Below are 14578 nucleotides of genomic sequence, written 5' to 3'. Positions count from 1 at the left end.
GGTGTACGGGCCGCCATTGGCCTGCCACCGACTATTTACTTTCTGACTACTCTAATGCAATTCAGATGCCAGCTTTTACAGCGCGAAATCCGGGGGAAATGTGCGCCCGATCGCTATTTTTGCACCGGCGAAAGGCATTCATGCCCGTTCATTGTGCAACGGCGATGCCGGTTCGGTTTGCCACAGCGCTTTCACCGCCAGCAGCGCGCGGGCAATTTCCACCATGCGCTGGTTCTTATCCATCGCCATTTTGCGCAGGCAGTGCCAGGCCTGTTCCTCGTTCATCTGCCGATGGGTCATCAGCACGCTTTTGGCTTTATCAATCAATCGACGTTCCTCCAGCGTATCCTTGAGCGAGGCCAACTGGCTGGAGAGCTGCTCCAGCTCCCGCGCCTGCTGGCGCACCAGCGGCAGAAGCTGGCGGTCGAGATGCAACATCAGGTTATCGCTGGCCGGATCGTCACCCGCCGGGTCCAGCGCCTGCCGCTCTTCATCATCGAGCAGCAGATCATCCACCGCCGCCATCAGTTCACCAATCAATGCTTCTTCCAGGCCGCGCATCTGCTCCAGACGCTGGGTTTGCAGCTGGAACCAACGCAGCGCGCTGGCGCCGTCGTCCGCCGGAGGTTGACGAGTACAGGCCATACGCCGTAATTGTTCAATGGCGATACTCGCCTGACATTCGGTATAAAACAGCATCTTGAGTGGGCTGGTCGCCAGCGATAAAAAGCTGTCAAAGCAGGGCTGCTGACCATCGATACGATCCACCAGGCGTTGGCGCAGTTCGCTGCTAAAGCAGCCCTGAGTAAAACCCTGCGCCCCCAGCGCTCGCTCCTGCCCCACCAGCTCTTTGCCCTGCATAAAGCTGTACAGCGCCACCAGTCGCCCGGCGAGCGTCGGGTCATCAATACTGTCATTGAGCTGCGGGATGATATTCAGCAGATGGCGGATAGTGCGGTTGAACTGGCTGGTTGCCGTTTCCGCCGAGACCTGCAGACCGGCAACACTTTCTCTCAGCGACGGTAGCTGTTCCAGCGACCAGACGGCGCGAGCGATGCGCTGGCATAACCCGCTGGCGGAGGGTAGGTACTGCGGCTGGAGATGGGCCAGCAGTTGGCGTATCTGTTCATCTACCAGCGCAGCGCTGGCGCGACGCTCGGCGGCGTATAATCGCCCCTGCGAACATAACCAGATGTTGGATGCCCCGCGTTCACACTGTAACATGTGCACCACGTGGCTTAGCTGGCTGACCAGTTGCCCCTGCTGCGCCAGCTGCCGGAGCTGTGCTTTCTGCACCTGACGCGCGTAACGAAACCACTCGATAGCGCCGGGTGTATCATCTTCACGGTTTATCATGCGCTCTCCCGTTAGAGGATTTTCTTACCATCCTAACGTCTAGCAATAACCGTGCCTTAAAGGAGTTCTGATGCAACGTATCGTCATTATCGCTAACGGTGCTGCCTACGGCAGCGAATCCCTGTTCAATAGCCTGCGTTTAGCCATCGCCCTGCGCGAGCAGCAGGACAATCTGCAGCTGCAGCTTTTTCTGATGTCTGATGCCGTGACGGCGGGCCTGCGCGGGCAGAAACCGGCCGAGGGCTACAACATTCAGCAGATGCTGGAAATTCTGACCGCTCAGGGCGTGCCGGTAAAACTGTGTAAGACCTGCACCGACGGGCGCGGCATCACCGCTCTGCCGCTGATTGACGGCGTCGAGATTGGCACGCTGGTCGAACTGGCCCAGTGGACGTTGGCGGCCGACAAGGTACTGACCTTCTGATTGGGCGTCGCCAACGTCCAATCAGCGTAGCCCGCTAAAACCATGACCATTTGAAGGATATTATTTCACCTCTGCGAGATTCCTCACCTCTTTGTCACGATAGCTGAATGGATTCAGGGATATTGTCATTTTTGTTGAAGTGTTACGGCATTTTTTGATCAAAATCAGCATCGGTGAGGTCAGGGTTTGGTGTTATGCGATGAGTGATTTGTGAACAACATCACAGGCAGGATTAACGCGTAGGGAGTGCGTAGGCTCATTTGCAGCGGGGTATTTTGGCGATGGTAAAAGCAAGTTTGACGTTATTTGGCGGGGATACGGTAGTGGTGCGTTGTTCAGAACGTTGCCATATTCATTTAATGAGCACGCAGAAGAGTACCAGCAGCAGCGGTTCCGATATTTTAAGCGTGCAGAACGAAGAGAAAGCGTATCTGACTGTGCCTTACAGTGGGACCTGGAATGTGCTGATCGACAGCCACAGCCAGTCTCTTGAACACTCCATCAGCTACGTTGCCGCCTGATGATTCACCCCGGAAGCACGCACTTCCGGGGGTTTTATTGCCTTACTTTCCGCCCACCAGATGCCGCACATTGCTAATCAGCTCGTTCAGGCCGTCGTCCGGCATTCCCAGCTTCTGTAACTCCTGCTCCAGTGAGAAAAGATACTGCGCATTGGTTCCCAATGGCCCACTGGCCCTGGCAATCAGCGGCGCAATCAACTGCACGCTGGTATCTGACTCATACAGCGGATGGCGCGGGTCCATAATAAACACCAGCGCGTTGACCGTCCGACCATCATCGAGCGCCAGCTTGCACCAGGTTGGCAGGTAGCAGCCGGTGATCATCTCGCGCTTCCACAGCAGCGACAGCTCGTTTTCAATTTCATCATCTGGCAAGCGGTAGGCCACACCGGTGGTGCGCCCGCCCTCTTTCAGCGCCAGCATACGCCCTGGCTGACAGGCGCTGCCGCGTCCCGCCGTCAGGCGCAAACAGAAAGCACGATGCCAACCCACCAGCGTACCGGTTACCGACTCGCTAAAATTCAGCGCCGGGTTCCACATCAGGGAGCCGTAGCCGAAAATCCATACGGGTCCATTATCTGGCCGACAGGCCAGCGTCGCCGCCAGCGACGCTGCACGTTGTTCAGCAGACCAAAGCAGAGATTCCTCAATGGCGCCAAACGCCGTTGTACAATCCGCCTTCATTAAGAAATCACGCGTTAACACTTTAAACCTCCACCGCCACTTCTCTTCCCTGCTTCACATGCGTTCTTACGGGAACGGATGGCGACCTCCGGAGCTGTCTTTGATGAAATATTATCCAGCTTTATGGTTCAGGATGCAATTTGTCTCCCATTGCGATCCGCTGTTCAAGCCGGTTTTACCGATAAGTAAAATAGGAAAACCAGCGCATTAATACGCTGTTATTTAAAAAATATTTAGTCAGTATTTTATATTATAGCCATCTATTAGAAAAAATGGCCTTATGGGTAAACTTTAGTAAAAGATCGCAATTCAGATGGAAAAATTTGTTAATTTACGCAGCTGATTTTTTCTATAATTATAAATACCTGCAGATATGGAGACAAACATGACCCACGTACAAGAGGCGGTGAAAACTCGCCATAAGGAGACGTCGCTCATTTTCCCGCTGGTGGCGCTGGCAATTCTGGCCTTCTGGGGAAGCAGCCAGTCATTGCCAGTGGTTATCGCCATCAATGCCCTGGCGCTGGTGGGTATTCTGAGCAGCGCCTTTAGCGTTGTTCGACACGCGGACGTTCTGGCACACCGTTTAGGCGAGCCTTACGGTTCTCTGATTTTAAGCCTTTCGGTGGTTATTCTTGAGGTGAGCTTAATCTCAGCCCTGATGGCGACGGGCGATGCCGCGCCGACGCTGATGCGCGATACGCTCTACTCCATCATTATGATTGTGACCGGCGGTTTAGTCGGCTTCTCGTTATTGCTCGGTGGGCGCAAGTTTGCCACGCAATATATGAACCTGTTTGGTATTAAGCAGTATTTAATTGCCCTGTTCCCACTGGCTATTATCGTGCTGGTATTCCCGACCTCGCTGCCGGGCGCCAACTTTACCATTGGCCAGTCGCTGCTGGTGGCTCTCATTTCTGCCGCCATGTACGGCGTATTTTTGCTTATTCAAACCAAAACGCACCAGAGCCTGTTTGTCTACGAGCATGAAGATGACAGCGACGACGACGACCCGCACCATGGTAAACCGTCGGCGCACAGCAGTCTCTGGCATGCGGTATGGCTGATTGTGCACCTGGTGGCGGTTATCGCCGTCACCAAAATGAATGCCAACCCGCTGGAGACGCTGCTGACCAGCATGAATGCACCGGTCGCCTTTACCGGCTTCCTGGTGGCGCTGTTGATTCTCTCCCCTGAAGGTCTGGGGGCATTGAAGGCGGTGCTGAACAATCAGGTACAGCGCGCGATGAACCTGTTCTTTGGCTCGGTGCTGGCAACTATCTCGCTGACCGTGCCAGTGGTGACGCTGATTGCCTACATGACCGGAAATGATCTGATGTTTGGTCTTGGGGTGCCAGAGATGATTGTGATGGTCGCCTCACTGGTGCTGTGCCACATTTCGTTCTCGACCGGGCGTACCAACGTGCTGAATGGCGCGGCGCATCTGGCGCTGTTTGCGGCGTATCTGATGACGATTTTTGCCTGAGTGCGGTTCCCGGCGGCGCTTCGCTTAGCCGTGCCAAGCGCCGTCTGTAGGCCGGATAAGGCAACGCCGCCATCCGGCAACCGCAATAAAAAAGCCGACCCCAGGGTCGGCTTTTTTTGTTCATCAGCAACACTTATTTGCTGGTATCCAGCTCATCGAAGCCTTTTACCAGGTCATCGATAGCTTTCATTTGCTTCAGGAATGGTTCCAGCTTATCCAGCGGCAGCGCGGACGGGCCGTCGCAGCGTGCGTTTTCCGGATCCGGATGCGCTTCAATAAACAGGCCAGCGATACCCACTGCCATACCCGCGCGCGCCAGCTCGGTAACCTGAGCACGACGGCCGCCGCTTGCTGCGCCAAACGGGTCGCGGCACTGCAGGGAGTGGGTCACGTCGAAGATAACCGGGGAGTTGTTGGACGCTTTTTTCATCACACCAAAGCCCAGCATATCCACAACCAGGTTGTCGTAACCGAAGTTAGAGCCACGGTCGCACAGGATAATCTTGTCGTTACCGCCTTCGATAAACTTGTCGACGATGTTACCCATCTGGCCAGGGCTCACAAACTGTGGTTTCTTGACGTTGATGACCGCGCCGGTTTTCGCCATCGCTTCCACCAGATCGGTCTGGCGAGCGAGGAACGCTGGCAGCTGGATCACGTCAACCACGTCAGCAACCGGCTGCGCCTGGCTTGCTTCGTGAACGTCAGTGATGATTTTCACGCCGAAGGTCTGCTTCAGCTCCTGGAAAATCTTCATCCCCTCTTCCAGGCCTGGACCACGGTAAGAGTGAATGGATGAACGGTTGGCTTTATCAAATGAAGCTTTAAATACGTAAGGGATGCCCAGCTTCTGAGTCACGGTCACGTAGTGTTCGCAGATACGCATAGCCAGGTCACGAGACTCCAGCACGTTCATGCCGCCGAAGAGAACAAACGGCAGGTCGTTTGCTACCTTGATATCACCAATGCTAACCACTTTTTCTTTCATAAGATCGCCTTGTTAGGGAATTTTCCGCGATTATAACCGCGTTTGTCGCTAATTAGTGAAGCGTAATTTGTTTATGCGAAATAGTATTAATCTGCGCGCGAATCATTTCGCTAATCGGGTCTTCCGGACATTGTTCAACGAAATAATTCAAATCATTCAGTGCGATATGCTCACATTCAAGCTGGGCATAGATGAGCCCACGATCGCGAATTTCGTACGGATCTTCCGGATTAAACTGCAGCAGCGTCTGGCTGGCGCCCAACGCCAGCTCCATCTGTCGCTCTTCCATCAGCGCCGACTTCAGCGTATCGAGCAATTTGCGTATAACTTCAGCATTATCCGCTTCATCGAGGTCTTCATTGAACAGCTCAGCCATCGGGCCGATGTTGCCTTTCAGCCACACTTCCAGCGTGTGTTCATCCAGCGTGTCGCCGTTAAACGGGTTAATCAGCCACATCTCGGCATCGTCAACATCGGCACGCAGCAACAGCTGGGTCGGGAAGATGACGGGCACGACGGGAATATCGAGGCTATCGGCAATCCACAGCATGATAGCCCCCAGCGCCACTGCGCTGCCGCGGCGATTCTTCAGCACCTGATCCAGCCACAGCGCGTCTGACAGACGGTATTTGCCGGAGGAATCGCTAAAATTCCACTCATGATAGAAAAGCTCGATCAGGCGCTCCATCTGGCGCGTCAGCGTCCAGGATGGGCTAATCTCTTCGCGCGCCAGCGCCACCAGGCACTCGAGCTGCTCACGCACCACCTGCGACGGGAAATCATCACGAATGAATTCGGAAATCAGGATCATACCGTCGCAGAGCGGCGCTTTATTAAATTCAAAATCAGCCAGTGACTTCATACCCTACCCTAACAGCGGAACTTTAGTGATGGCGAGTTTAACGATGATGCACAACACCACCAGCGCCAGCAGAAAGGCGACAAAACCGCTCTGCTGACTGCGCGGACGACGACGGCCCAGCGCGACAAACCCTAAAATAATGTAAATGATAACGCCAAACAGCTTCTCAGTCAGCCACGTCCCTTCTTCGGTAAACGGGAAATAGCGCGTCATCACCATCAGCGCAACACCGCTGAGCAGCAGCACGCTGTCAACGGTATGCGGGAGTATGCGCACCCAGCGCGCATCAAACAGCGCGCTCTGGTGGTGTTTCCACCAGAAACGCAGTGCGAAAAAGCTCACCGAGACGATAGCCGAGGCGATGTGTAAATAGAGTACCCACAAAAACAGGCTCATGCATGTGCCTCCATGTTCCCGGGCCACTGCGCCAGCGTCAGACGATCGTTATCGCCGTAGTCGCGGCAGGTTTGCGCCTGACGGTATCCTGCATTGTCGAACAGTGCGCGCACCGCGGCACCCTGTTTCCAGCCATGCTCAAGCAGCATGAAGCCGCCGGGTTCCAGCCACTCACGGCCCTGAGTGATGATATGCGCCAGATCGGCCAGACCATGGTCACCGGCCACCAGCGCGGTTTTCGGCTCAAAGCGCACGTCACCCTGCGCCAGATGCTCATCCTGCTCATCGATATACGGCGGATTGCTGACAATCATGGCAAAACGCTGCGCGTCCAGCGCGCTGAACCAGTCGCTTTGCATAATGGTGATGTTGGTAATACCCAGATGCTCGGCGTTACGTTGAGCAAGCGCGACGGCGTCGGCGATATAATCCACGGCGATGAGCTGACAGTCAGGGCGTTCGCTCGCCAGCGCCAGCGCGACCGCGCCGGTACCGGTGCCGAGATCCAGAATATGACAAGGCGTGGACGGCAGACGTGCCAGCGCCTGTTCGACCAGACATTCCGTGTCCGGGCGCGGAATAAGCGTAGCGGGAGAGACAAACAGCGGCAGCGACCAGAATTCGCGCGTTCCCACCAGATGGGCCACCGGCTCGCCGTTCACGCGGCGCGCCAACAGCAGCGCCAGCGTCTCAGCCTGCGCCGCGTCCAGTTCGGTTTCATCAAACGCGAGGATATAGGTACGCGCTTTTCCGGTCACATGCCCCAGCAGGATTTCCGCATCACGGCGAGGGCTTTCACCACCCTGTAGCGCCATCACGGCCTGCTGCAGCCATTGTCTATAGGTCATCATTCCTGCTCAGAGAGCGCCGCCAGCTGGTCGGCCTGGTATTCCTGAACGATAGGCTCGATCAGCATATCCAGCTTGCCTTCCATGGTTTCATCCAGACGGTAGAGCGTCAGGTTAATACGGTGGTCGGTCACACGGCCCTGCGGGAAGTTATAGGTACGGTTACGGTCGCTGCGGTCGCCGCTGCCCAGCAGGTTACGACGCTCGGAGGCTTCCGCCTGCTGACGACGGGCAATTTCCGCCGCGCGAATACGCGAACCCAGCACCGACATCGCTTTGGCTTTGTTTTTATGCTGAGAACGTTCGTCCTGACACTCCACCACGATACCGGTTGGCAGGTGGGTAATACGGATAGCGGAGTCGGTGGTGTTAACGTGCTGACCACCTGCGCCCGAGGAGCGGAAGGTATCAATACGCAGGTCCGCCGGGTTGATATCCGGTAATTCGGCTTCCGGTACCTCTGGCAGCACGGCCACGGTACAGGCGGAGGTGTGGATACGCCCCTGAGATTCGGTGGCCGGAACGCGCTGCACGCGGTGACCGCCGGACTCAAACTTCAGACGGCCATAAACGCCTTCGCCGCTGATTTTGGCAATCACTTCTTTAAAGCCACCATGCTCGCCTTCGTTGGCGCTCATGATCTCCACGCGCCAGCGGCGTGATTCGGCGTAGCGGCTGTACATACGGAACAGATCGCCAGCAAACAGCGCAGCTTCGTCACCACCGGTACCGGCGCGCACTTCAAGGAAAGCGTTGCGTTCGTCGTCCGGGTCACGAGGCAGCAGAAGCACCTGCAGCTGTTGCTCCAGTTCTTCTTCCTTAGCCTTGGCTTCCTGCAGCTCTTCCTGCGCCATTTCGCGCATTTCCGGGTCGTCGAGCATCATCTGGGCCGTTTCAATATCGTCCTGAACCTGACGCCAGTCGGTATAGCAGCGGGCCACGTCGCCCAGCTGTGCGTATTCGCGGGACAGCGCGCGGAAACGGTCCTGATCGGCAATAGTTGCTGCGTCTCCGAGCAGCGCCTGAACTTCTTCATGGCGCTCGTAGAGAGCTTCCAGTTTAGCAACAATAGAAGGCTTCATTGGCGTAAATGCACCTTGTTATAAATAGAGTTGTGCTACTCCAGCCCGAGGCTGTTGCGCAGAATATGCAGGCGTTCATCATCCCCGTCACGGGCGGCCTGCTGAAGAGATTTGGTTGGCGCGTGGATCAGGCGGTTGGTTAATTTCCGCGCCAGATCCTGCATGATGACCTGCGGGTCGCCGCCCTGTTCAAGAGCCGCGATCGCTTTAGCGGTGAGCTCTTCACGCGCCGTTTCAGCCTGGGAACGATAATCACGGATGATTTCGCTGGCGCTTTGCGCGCGGAGCCAGGCCATAAATTCACTGGTTTCCTGCTCAACGATGGTTTCAGCCTGAACCGCGGCGGCTTTGCGCTGCGCGAGGTTATTCTGAATGATGTTTTGCAGGTCATCGACGCTGTAGAGATAGGCGTTGGCGAGTTTCCCCACTTCCGGCTCGACGTCGCGCGGTACGGCAATATCCACCAGCAGCATGGGCTGGTTACGACGCGCTTTCAGCGCGCGCTCCACCATCCCTTTACCGATAATCGGCAGCGGGCTGGCGGTAGAACTGATAATGATATCGGCCTCTTTCAGCCGCTCATCCACGTCGCTCAGCGCGATCACTTCGGCCCCGACCTCATCGGCCAGCACCTGTGCACGTTCGCGGGTACGGTTGGCAATCACCATTTTTTTCACATGATGCTCGCGCAGATGGCGCGCCACCAGTTCGATGGTTTCACCGGCGCCGACCAGCAGCACCGTCACCGAAGAGAGTGATTCGAAAATCTGTCGCGCCAGGGTACAGGCCGCAAAGGCCACCGACACCGCGCTGGCGCCGATATCCGTTTCCGTGCGCACGCGCTTGGCAACAGAGAAGGATTTCTGGAACATGCGTTCCAGCTCGCTGACGTGCAGATGCCCGCGGCTGGAGTCGGCAAACGCTTTTTTAACCTGCCCTAAGATTTGCGGTTCGCCCAGCACCAGCGAGTCCAGCCCGCTGGCAACACGCATCAGATGGCTGACGGCATCGTTATCCTGGTGCCAATAAAGGCTCTGGCGCAGTTCATCTTCATTCAGGCCGTGGTAATCGCACAGCCAGCGGATAATCGCTTCATGCTGATTTTCCTGCTCCTCTACGCTGAGGTAGAGCTCGGTGCGGTTACAGGTCGACAGTACCACGCCTCCTTGCACCATTGGCTGAGCCAGCAGGCTCTCCAGCGCCTGGTCGAGCGTATCTGGCGAAAACGTTACACGTTCTCGCAGCGCTACCGGGGCTGTTTTGTGATTAATGCCAAGAGCTAAAAGGGTCATTGTGCGGGAGTAGTACCAGCGTTGATAAGGTTAGTCTGAGCGCATCATACAGGATGCGCGAGATCAATAAAAGGGACGCCCCCCTTTTGGAGTAATAGGCAGGCTGGGTTAATTTTATGATTTAAGACAACTTGAGCGTAGACGCTGCCCGCAGGCGACGCTAGCATTAAGCGTTATCACTGCAACGCACTTCAAGGATTGTCATGTCTGATTTCCGCCTGATTCGCCTGCTGCCGCTGGCAGCCCTGGTTCTTACCGCCTGTACGACTACTGCGCCAACCGGTCCGGGTAAAAGCCCTACCGCCCCACAGTGGAAGCAGCACCAGCAGGACGTTCTTCACTTAAGCCAGTATCAGACCCGCGGTGCGTTTGCGTATCTGTCTGACCAACAAAAGGTTTATGCCCGCTTCTTCTGGCAGCAAACAGGCCAGGACAACTATCGTCTGTTGTTAACCAACCCGCTTGGCAGCACCGAGCTTGAGCTGATTGGCAAACCGGGCTCTGCTCAGTTGACCGATAACAAAGGCCAGCACTATACCGCCGCCGACGGCGAAGAGATGATTGGTAAGCTGACCGGGATGCCCATTCCGCTGAACAGCCTGCGTCAGTGGATCCTCGGCCTGCCGGGCGACGCCACCGACTATAAACTTGACGACCAGTACCGTCTGAGTGAACTCAACTACACCCAGAACGGGAAAACCTGGAAAGTGGTGTACGGCGGTTACGACAACAAAACCCAGCCAGCGCTGCCGTCCAACATGGAGCTGACCGAAGGCTCCCAGCGCATCAAGCTGAAGATGGACAACTGGATCGTTAAATGATGACCCGTTGGCCCTCTCCTGCAAAACTGAACCTGTTTTTATACATTACCGGGCAGCGCGCTGACGGCTATCACACGCTGCAGACGCTGTTTCAGTTTCTCGACTACGGCGACACGCTGACCATTGTGCCGCGTCAGGATGGGCAGTTGCGGCTGCTCACTCCCGTGGACGGCGTGCCAAACGAAGAGAACCTGATTATCCGCGCTGCGCGCCTGCTGATGAAAACCGCCGCAGACACCCAGCGTCTGGCGGACGGCAGCGGCGCGGACATTAGCATTGAGAAACGCCTGCCGATGGGCGGCGGCCTGGGCGGTGGCTCCTCAAACGCCGCTACCGTACTGGTTGCGCTTAACCATCTGTGGCAATGCGGGCTCTCGGAAGATGAGCTGGCGGTCATTGGCCTGACGCTCGGTGCCGATGTGCCGGTGTTCGTTCGTGGTCATGCAGCCTTTGCTGAAGGGGTTGGCGAGGTGCTAACGCCGGTAGAGATTCCGGAAAAATGGTATCTGGTTGCCCATCCGGGCGTCAGCATTCCGACCCCGGTTATCTTCCGCGATCCGGAGCTGCCACGAAACACCCCTGTCAGGTCAATAGAAACGTTATTAAATTGTGAATTCGGCAATGATTGCGAGGTTATCGCAAGAAAACGTTTTCGCGAGGTTGATGATGTGCTTTCCTGGCTGTTAGAATACGCGCCGTCGCGCCTGACTGGAACAGGAGCCTGTGTCTTTGCTGAATTCGACACAGAACTCGCTGCCCGCCAGGTGCTTGAGCAAGCCCCGGAATGGTTGCAAGGCTTTGTGGCGAAAGGTGTTAACCTCTCTCCATTGAAGCAAGCCCTGCTCTGAATCATTCGGTTTCCGTCAGTCATGCTGACGAAAGAAGAATGGTGATGAGTGACCCTGCCGGGCAAACTGAGCTCTGGTGACAACGTCACCCTGTTCCAGACGTTGCATCGCGCTCTTTAATACACCGCCTGGATGAAATCGCGCCTGGCCCGCACAGTTTTTGGCCCGTTTCATCCACCACTGGACGCATGCCTGAGGTTCTTCTCGTGCCTGATATGAAGCTTTTTGCTGGTAACGCCACCCCGGAACTAGCACAACGTATTGCCAACCGCCTGTACACTTCTCTCGGCGACGCCGCTGTAGGTCGCTTTAGCGACGGCGAAGTCAGCGTACAAATTAACGAAAACGTACGCGGTGGTGATATTTTCATCATCCAGTCCACTTGTGCCCCAACTAACGACAACCTGATGGAATTAGTCGTTATGGTAGATGCCCTGCGCCGTGCTTCCGCAGGCCGTATCACCGCCGTTATCCCTTACTTCGGTTATGCTCGCCAGGACCGTCGCGTTCGTTCTGCTCGTGTACCTATCACCGCTAAAGTTGTCGCTGACTTCCTGTCAAGCGTTGGCGTTGACCGCGTACTGACCGTAGACCTGCACGCTGAACAGATCCAGGGCTTCTTCGATGTTCCGGTTGATAACGTATTTGGTAGCCCAATTCTGCTCGAAGATATGCTGCAGCTGAACCTGGATAACCCAATCGTGGTTTCTCCAGACATCGGTGGCGTAGTCCGCGCTCGTGCTATTGCTAAACTGCTGAACGATACCGACATGGCTATCATCGACAAACGTCGCCCACGTGCGAACGTTTCCCAGGTTATGCACATCATCGGTGACGTTGCCGGTCGTGACTGCGTACTGGTCGATGACATGATCGATACCGGTGGCACGCTGTGCAAGGCAGCTGAAGCGCTGAAAGAACGTGGTGCGAAACGCGTATTTGCTTACGCTACCCACCCGATCTTCTCCGGCAATGCGGTGAACAATCTGCGTAACTCCGTCATCGACGAAGTGGTTGTCTGCGATACCATCCCATTAAGTGATGAGATCAAAGCGCTGCCAAACGTTCGTACCCTGACCCTGTCCGGGATGCTGGCCGAAGCGATTCGTCGTATCAGCAACGAAGAATCCATCTCCGCCATGTTCGAACACTAATCGGATTTGGTTAAAAAACCCGCTGCGGCGGGTTTTTTTGTCTGTGTAGTTAATTTGTATGATTTATGCCAACTTCAACTATCATTCATATGGTAGATGATGCGCTCATGGATGAAAGACGACTGTGAATAAATTACTCTCCCCTCACGTTATGCCTTTCCGCGCGCTGATTGACGCCTGCTGGAAAGAGAAATACACCTCCGCGCGATTTATGCGCGACCTGATAGCCGGTATCACCGTCGGGATCATCGCGATTCCACTGGCGATGGCGCTGGCGATCGGCAGCGGCGTGGCACCGCAATACGGCCTGTACACCTCCGCCGTCGCGGGGATTGTTATCGCCCTGACCGGTGGCTCGCGCTTTAGCGTCTCCGGGCCGACGGCAGCCTTCGTGGTGATTCTCTACCCTGTGTCTCAACAGTTCGGCCTGGCAGGCCTGTTGGTGGCGACCCTGATGTCCGGGATTTTTCTGATCCTCTTTGGCCTGGCCCGCTTTGGCCGCCTGATCGAATATATTCCGCTGTCGGTGACGCTCGGTTTCACCTCGGGGATTGGTATTACCATCGGGACCATGCAGATTAAAGACTTCCTTGGTCTGCAGATGACGCACGTTCCGGAACACTATTTACAGAAGGTGGGTGCGCTGGTGATGGCGCTGCCGACCATCAACGTTGGCGATGCGGCCATTGGCGTCGTCACCCTCGGCACGCTGATCCTCTGGCCACGCCTCGGCCTGCGCCTGCCGGGCCACCTACCCGCGCTCATTGCTGGCTGCGTGGTGATGCTGATTGTGAACCTGCTTGGCGGTCACGTCGCCACCATTGGCTCTCAGTTCCACTACATCCTGGCGGACGGTTCTCAGGGCAACGGTATCCCGCAGCTGCTGCCGCAGTTTGTGCTGCCGTGGGACATGCCGGGTTCAACCTTTACCTTAAGCTGGGCCTCCATTCACGCTCTGCTGCCCGCGGCATTTTCTATGGCGATGCTGGGGGCGATTGAGTCCCTACTGTGTGCAGTGGTGCTCGACGGTATGACTGGCACCAAGCATAAAGCGAACAGCGAGCTGGTCGGTCAGGGCCTCGGCAATATCATCGCGCCATTCTTTGGCGGCATTACCGCCACCGCGGCCATTGCGCGCTCGGCGGCGAACGTTCGCGCTGGCGCCACCTCACCGGTTTCGGCGGTGATCCATGCCATTCTGGTGATTCTGGCGCTGCTGATTCTGGCGCCAGTGCTCTCCTGGCTTCCGCTGTCGGCGATGGCCGCCCTGCTGCTGATGGTGGCGTGGAACATGAGCGAAGCGCACAAGGTGGTGTACCTGCTGCGCAAAGCGCCGAAAGACGACATCATCGTGATGCTGATCTGTATGTCGCTGACCGTGCTGTTTGATATGGTTATCGCCATCAGCGTTGGGATCGTGCTGGCCTCGCTGCTGTTTATGCGCCGTATTGCGCGTATGACGCGTCTTTCCGCCGTGAACGTCACCGTTCCGGACGATGTACTGGTACTGCGCGTAATTGGCCCGCTGTTCTTTGCCGCCGCCGAAGGTCTGTTTAGCGATCTTGAGACGCGGATTGAGGGTAAACGTATTGTCGTGCTGAAGTGGGATGCCGTACCGGTGCTGGACGCCGGTGGCCTGGATGCTTTCCAGCGCTTCGTGAAAAAACTGCCTGAAGGCTGCGAGCTGCGCGTCTCCAACCTGGAATTCCAGCCGCTTCGCACCATGGCCCGAGCCGGTATTCAGCCGATTCCTGGCCGTCTGGCATTCTTCCCGAATAAAGATGCTGCACTAGTAGACATCATCTAACCGTCTCCC

The 14578-nt window shown here is 56.2% G+C and carries 15 protein-coding genes; 7 read left to right on the top strand and 8 right to left on the bottom strand.

What is annotated here, in order from left to right; genetic code table 11:
* Window positions 1-138: 138 nt before the first annotated feature.
* On the bottom strand, window positions 139-1356 hold the full coding sequence (nasR, locus tag V6940_RS03520; protein ID WP_333494848.1) for a nitrate regulatory protein NasR: 1218 nt from the start codon (window positions 1354-1356) through the stop codon (window positions 139-141).
* 70 nt (window positions 1357-1426) lie between these two features.
* Here nasR and V6940_RS03515 point away from each other — a divergent pair, with 70 nt between their 5' ends.
* Window positions 1427-1780, top strand: coding sequence for a DsrE/DsrF/TusD sulfur relay family protein (locus V6940_RS03515; protein WP_333494847.1), 354 nt, complete (start codon window positions 1427-1429; stop codon window positions 1778-1780).
* A 275-nt stretch (window positions 1781-2055) separates the two neighbouring features.
* On the top strand, window positions 2056-2301 hold the full coding sequence (locus V6940_RS03510; RefSeq protein ID WP_185669711.1) for a DUF1883 domain-containing protein: 246 nt from the start codon (window positions 2056-2058) through the stop codon (window positions 2299-2301).
* 42 nt (window positions 2302-2343) lie between these two features.
* Here the strand turns inward: V6940_RS03510 and V6940_RS03505 are convergent, their stop codons facing one another.
* Complete coding sequence (locus V6940_RS03505) at window positions 2344-3006, bottom strand: gamma-glutamylcyclotransferase (protein ID WP_185669710.1); 663 nt, start codon at window positions 3004-3006, stop codon at window positions 2344-2346.
* A gap of 364 nt (window positions 3007-3370) precedes the next feature.
* Between V6940_RS03505 and chaA the strand changes: the two genes are divergently transcribed.
* Entirely contained in the window at window positions 3371-4471 is a 1101-nt protein-coding gene (gene chaA / locus V6940_RS03500) for a sodium-potassium/proton antiporter ChaA (protein WP_333494846.1), read from the top strand.
* Between the two features lie 133 nt (window positions 4472-4604).
* Here the strand turns inward: chaA and kdsA are convergent, their stop codons facing one another.
* Genes kdsA through hemA form a run of 6 tightly spaced genes read right to left on the bottom strand, consistent with a single transcriptional unit; the run spans window position 4605 to window position 9939 of the window.
* Window positions 4605-5459 carry a 3-deoxy-8-phosphooctulonate synthase gene (kdsA, locus tag V6940_RS03495; RefSeq protein ID WP_333494845.1) on the bottom strand — a complete coding sequence of 285 codons (855 nt, stop codon included), beginning with the start codon at window positions 5457-5459 and terminating at the stop codon, window positions 4605-4607.
* A 52-nt stretch (window positions 5460-5511) separates the two neighbouring features.
* Window positions 5512-6321, bottom strand: a complete 810-nt coding sequence (sirB1, locus tag V6940_RS03490; protein WP_333494844.1) for an invasion regulator SirB1 — start codon at window positions 6319-6321, stop codon at window positions 5512-5514.
* A gap of 3 nt (window positions 6322-6324) precedes the next feature.
* Window positions 6325-6717: an invasion regulator SirB2 gene (gene sirB2, locus V6940_RS03485; protein WP_333494843.1), complete on the bottom strand. Its 393-nt coding sequence runs from the start codon at window positions 6715-6717 to the stop codon at window positions 6325-6327.
* On the bottom strand, window positions 6714-7565 hold the full coding sequence (gene prmC, locus V6940_RS03480; RefSeq protein WP_333494842.1) for a peptide chain release factor N(5)-glutamine methyltransferase: 852 nt from the start codon (window positions 7563-7565) through the stop codon (window positions 6714-6716). The genes sirB2 and prmC overlap by 4 nt, the downstream gene beginning before the upstream one ends.
* Window positions 7565-8647 (bottom strand): peptide chain release factor 1, encoded by a 1083-nt coding sequence (prfA, locus tag V6940_RS03475; RefSeq protein WP_185669706.1) that lies wholly within the window; start codon window positions 8645-8647, stop codon window positions 7565-7567. The genes prmC and prfA overlap by 1 nt, the downstream gene beginning before the upstream one ends.
* Before the next feature lie 35 nt (window positions 8648-8682).
* Complete coding sequence (gene hemA, locus V6940_RS03470) at window positions 8683-9939, bottom strand: glutamyl-tRNA reductase (RefSeq protein WP_333494841.1); 1257 nt, start codon at window positions 9937-9939, stop codon at window positions 8683-8685.
* 197 nt (window positions 9940-10136) lie between these two features.
* On the opposite strand from hemA, the gene lolB reads away from it, so the two are divergent.
* From lolB to dauA, 4 genes are all read left to right on the top strand, one after another.
* Window positions 10137-10760, top strand: a complete 624-nt coding sequence (gene lolB / locus V6940_RS03465; RefSeq protein WP_333495002.1) for a lipoprotein insertase outer membrane protein LolB — start codon at window positions 10137-10139, stop codon at window positions 10758-10760.
* Window positions 10760-11608, top strand: coding sequence for a 4-(cytidine 5'-diphospho)-2-C-methyl-D-erythritol kinase (gene ispE / locus V6940_RS03460; RefSeq protein ID WP_333495001.1), 849 nt, complete (start codon window positions 10760-10762; stop codon window positions 11606-11608). The genes lolB and ispE overlap by 1 nt, the downstream gene beginning before the upstream one ends.
* Before the next feature lie 206 nt (window positions 11609-11814).
* A complete protein-coding gene (prs, locus tag V6940_RS03455; protein ID WP_003856663.1) occupies window positions 11815-12762 on the top strand; it encodes a ribose-phosphate diphosphokinase in 948 nt (315 codons plus the stop codon).
* Between the two features lie 124 nt (window positions 12763-12886).
* Window positions 12887-14569, top strand: a complete 1683-nt coding sequence (dauA, locus tag V6940_RS03450) for a C4-dicarboxylic acid transporter DauA (protein ID WP_333494840.1) — start codon at window positions 12887-12889, stop codon at window positions 14567-14569.
* Window positions 14570-14578: the final 9 nt, after the last annotated feature.

Source organism: Kluyvera sp. CHPC 1.251, assembly GCF_036759945.1.
Taxonomy (GTDB): domain Bacteria; phylum Pseudomonadota; class Gammaproteobacteria; order Enterobacterales; family Enterobacteriaceae; genus Kluyvera; species Kluyvera sichuanensis.
This window is presented reverse-complemented; position numbering and strand designations above follow the sequence as displayed.

What these genes read in the sequence shown, in the direction of transcription:
- sirB1 (WP_333494844.1), bottom strand. Translation starts at nt 6,321, where the DNA reads ATGAAGTCACTGGCTGATTTTGAATTTAATAAAGCGCCGCTCTGCGAC.
- V6940_RS03515 (WP_333494847.1), top strand. Translation starts at nt 1,427, where the DNA reads ATGCAACGTATCGTCATTATCGCTAACGGTGCTGCCTACGGCAGCGAA.
- nasR (WP_333494848.1), bottom strand. Translation starts at nt 1,356, where the DNA reads ATGATAAACCGTGAAGATGATACACCCGGCGCTATCGAGTGGTTTCGT.
- sirB2 (WP_333494843.1), bottom strand. Translation starts at nt 6,717, where the DNA reads ATGAGCCTGTTTTTGTGGGTACTCTATTTACACATCGCCTCGGCTATC.
- prfA (WP_185669706.1), bottom strand. Translation starts at nt 8,647, where the DNA reads ATGAAGCCTTCTATTGTTGCTAAACTGGAAGCTCTCTACGAGCGCCAT.
- chaA (WP_333494846.1), top strand. Translation starts at nt 3,371, where the DNA reads ATGACCCACGTACAAGAGGCGGTGAAAACTCGCCATAAGGAGACGTCG.
- kdsA (WP_333494845.1), bottom strand. Translation starts at nt 5,459, where the DNA reads ATGAAAGAAAAAGTGGTTAGCATTGGTGATATCAAGGTAGCAAACGAC.
- ispE (WP_333495001.1), top strand. Translation starts at nt 10,760, where the DNA reads ATGACCCGTTGGCCCTCTCCTGCAAAACTGAACCTGTTTTTATACATT.
- hemA (WP_333494841.1), bottom strand. Translation starts at nt 9,939, where the DNA reads ATGACCCTTTTAGCTCTTGGCATTAATCACAAAACAGCCCCGGTAGCG.
- prmC (WP_333494842.1), bottom strand. Translation starts at nt 7,565, where the DNA reads ATGACCTATAGACAATGGCTGCAGCAGGCCGTGATGGCGCTACAGGGT.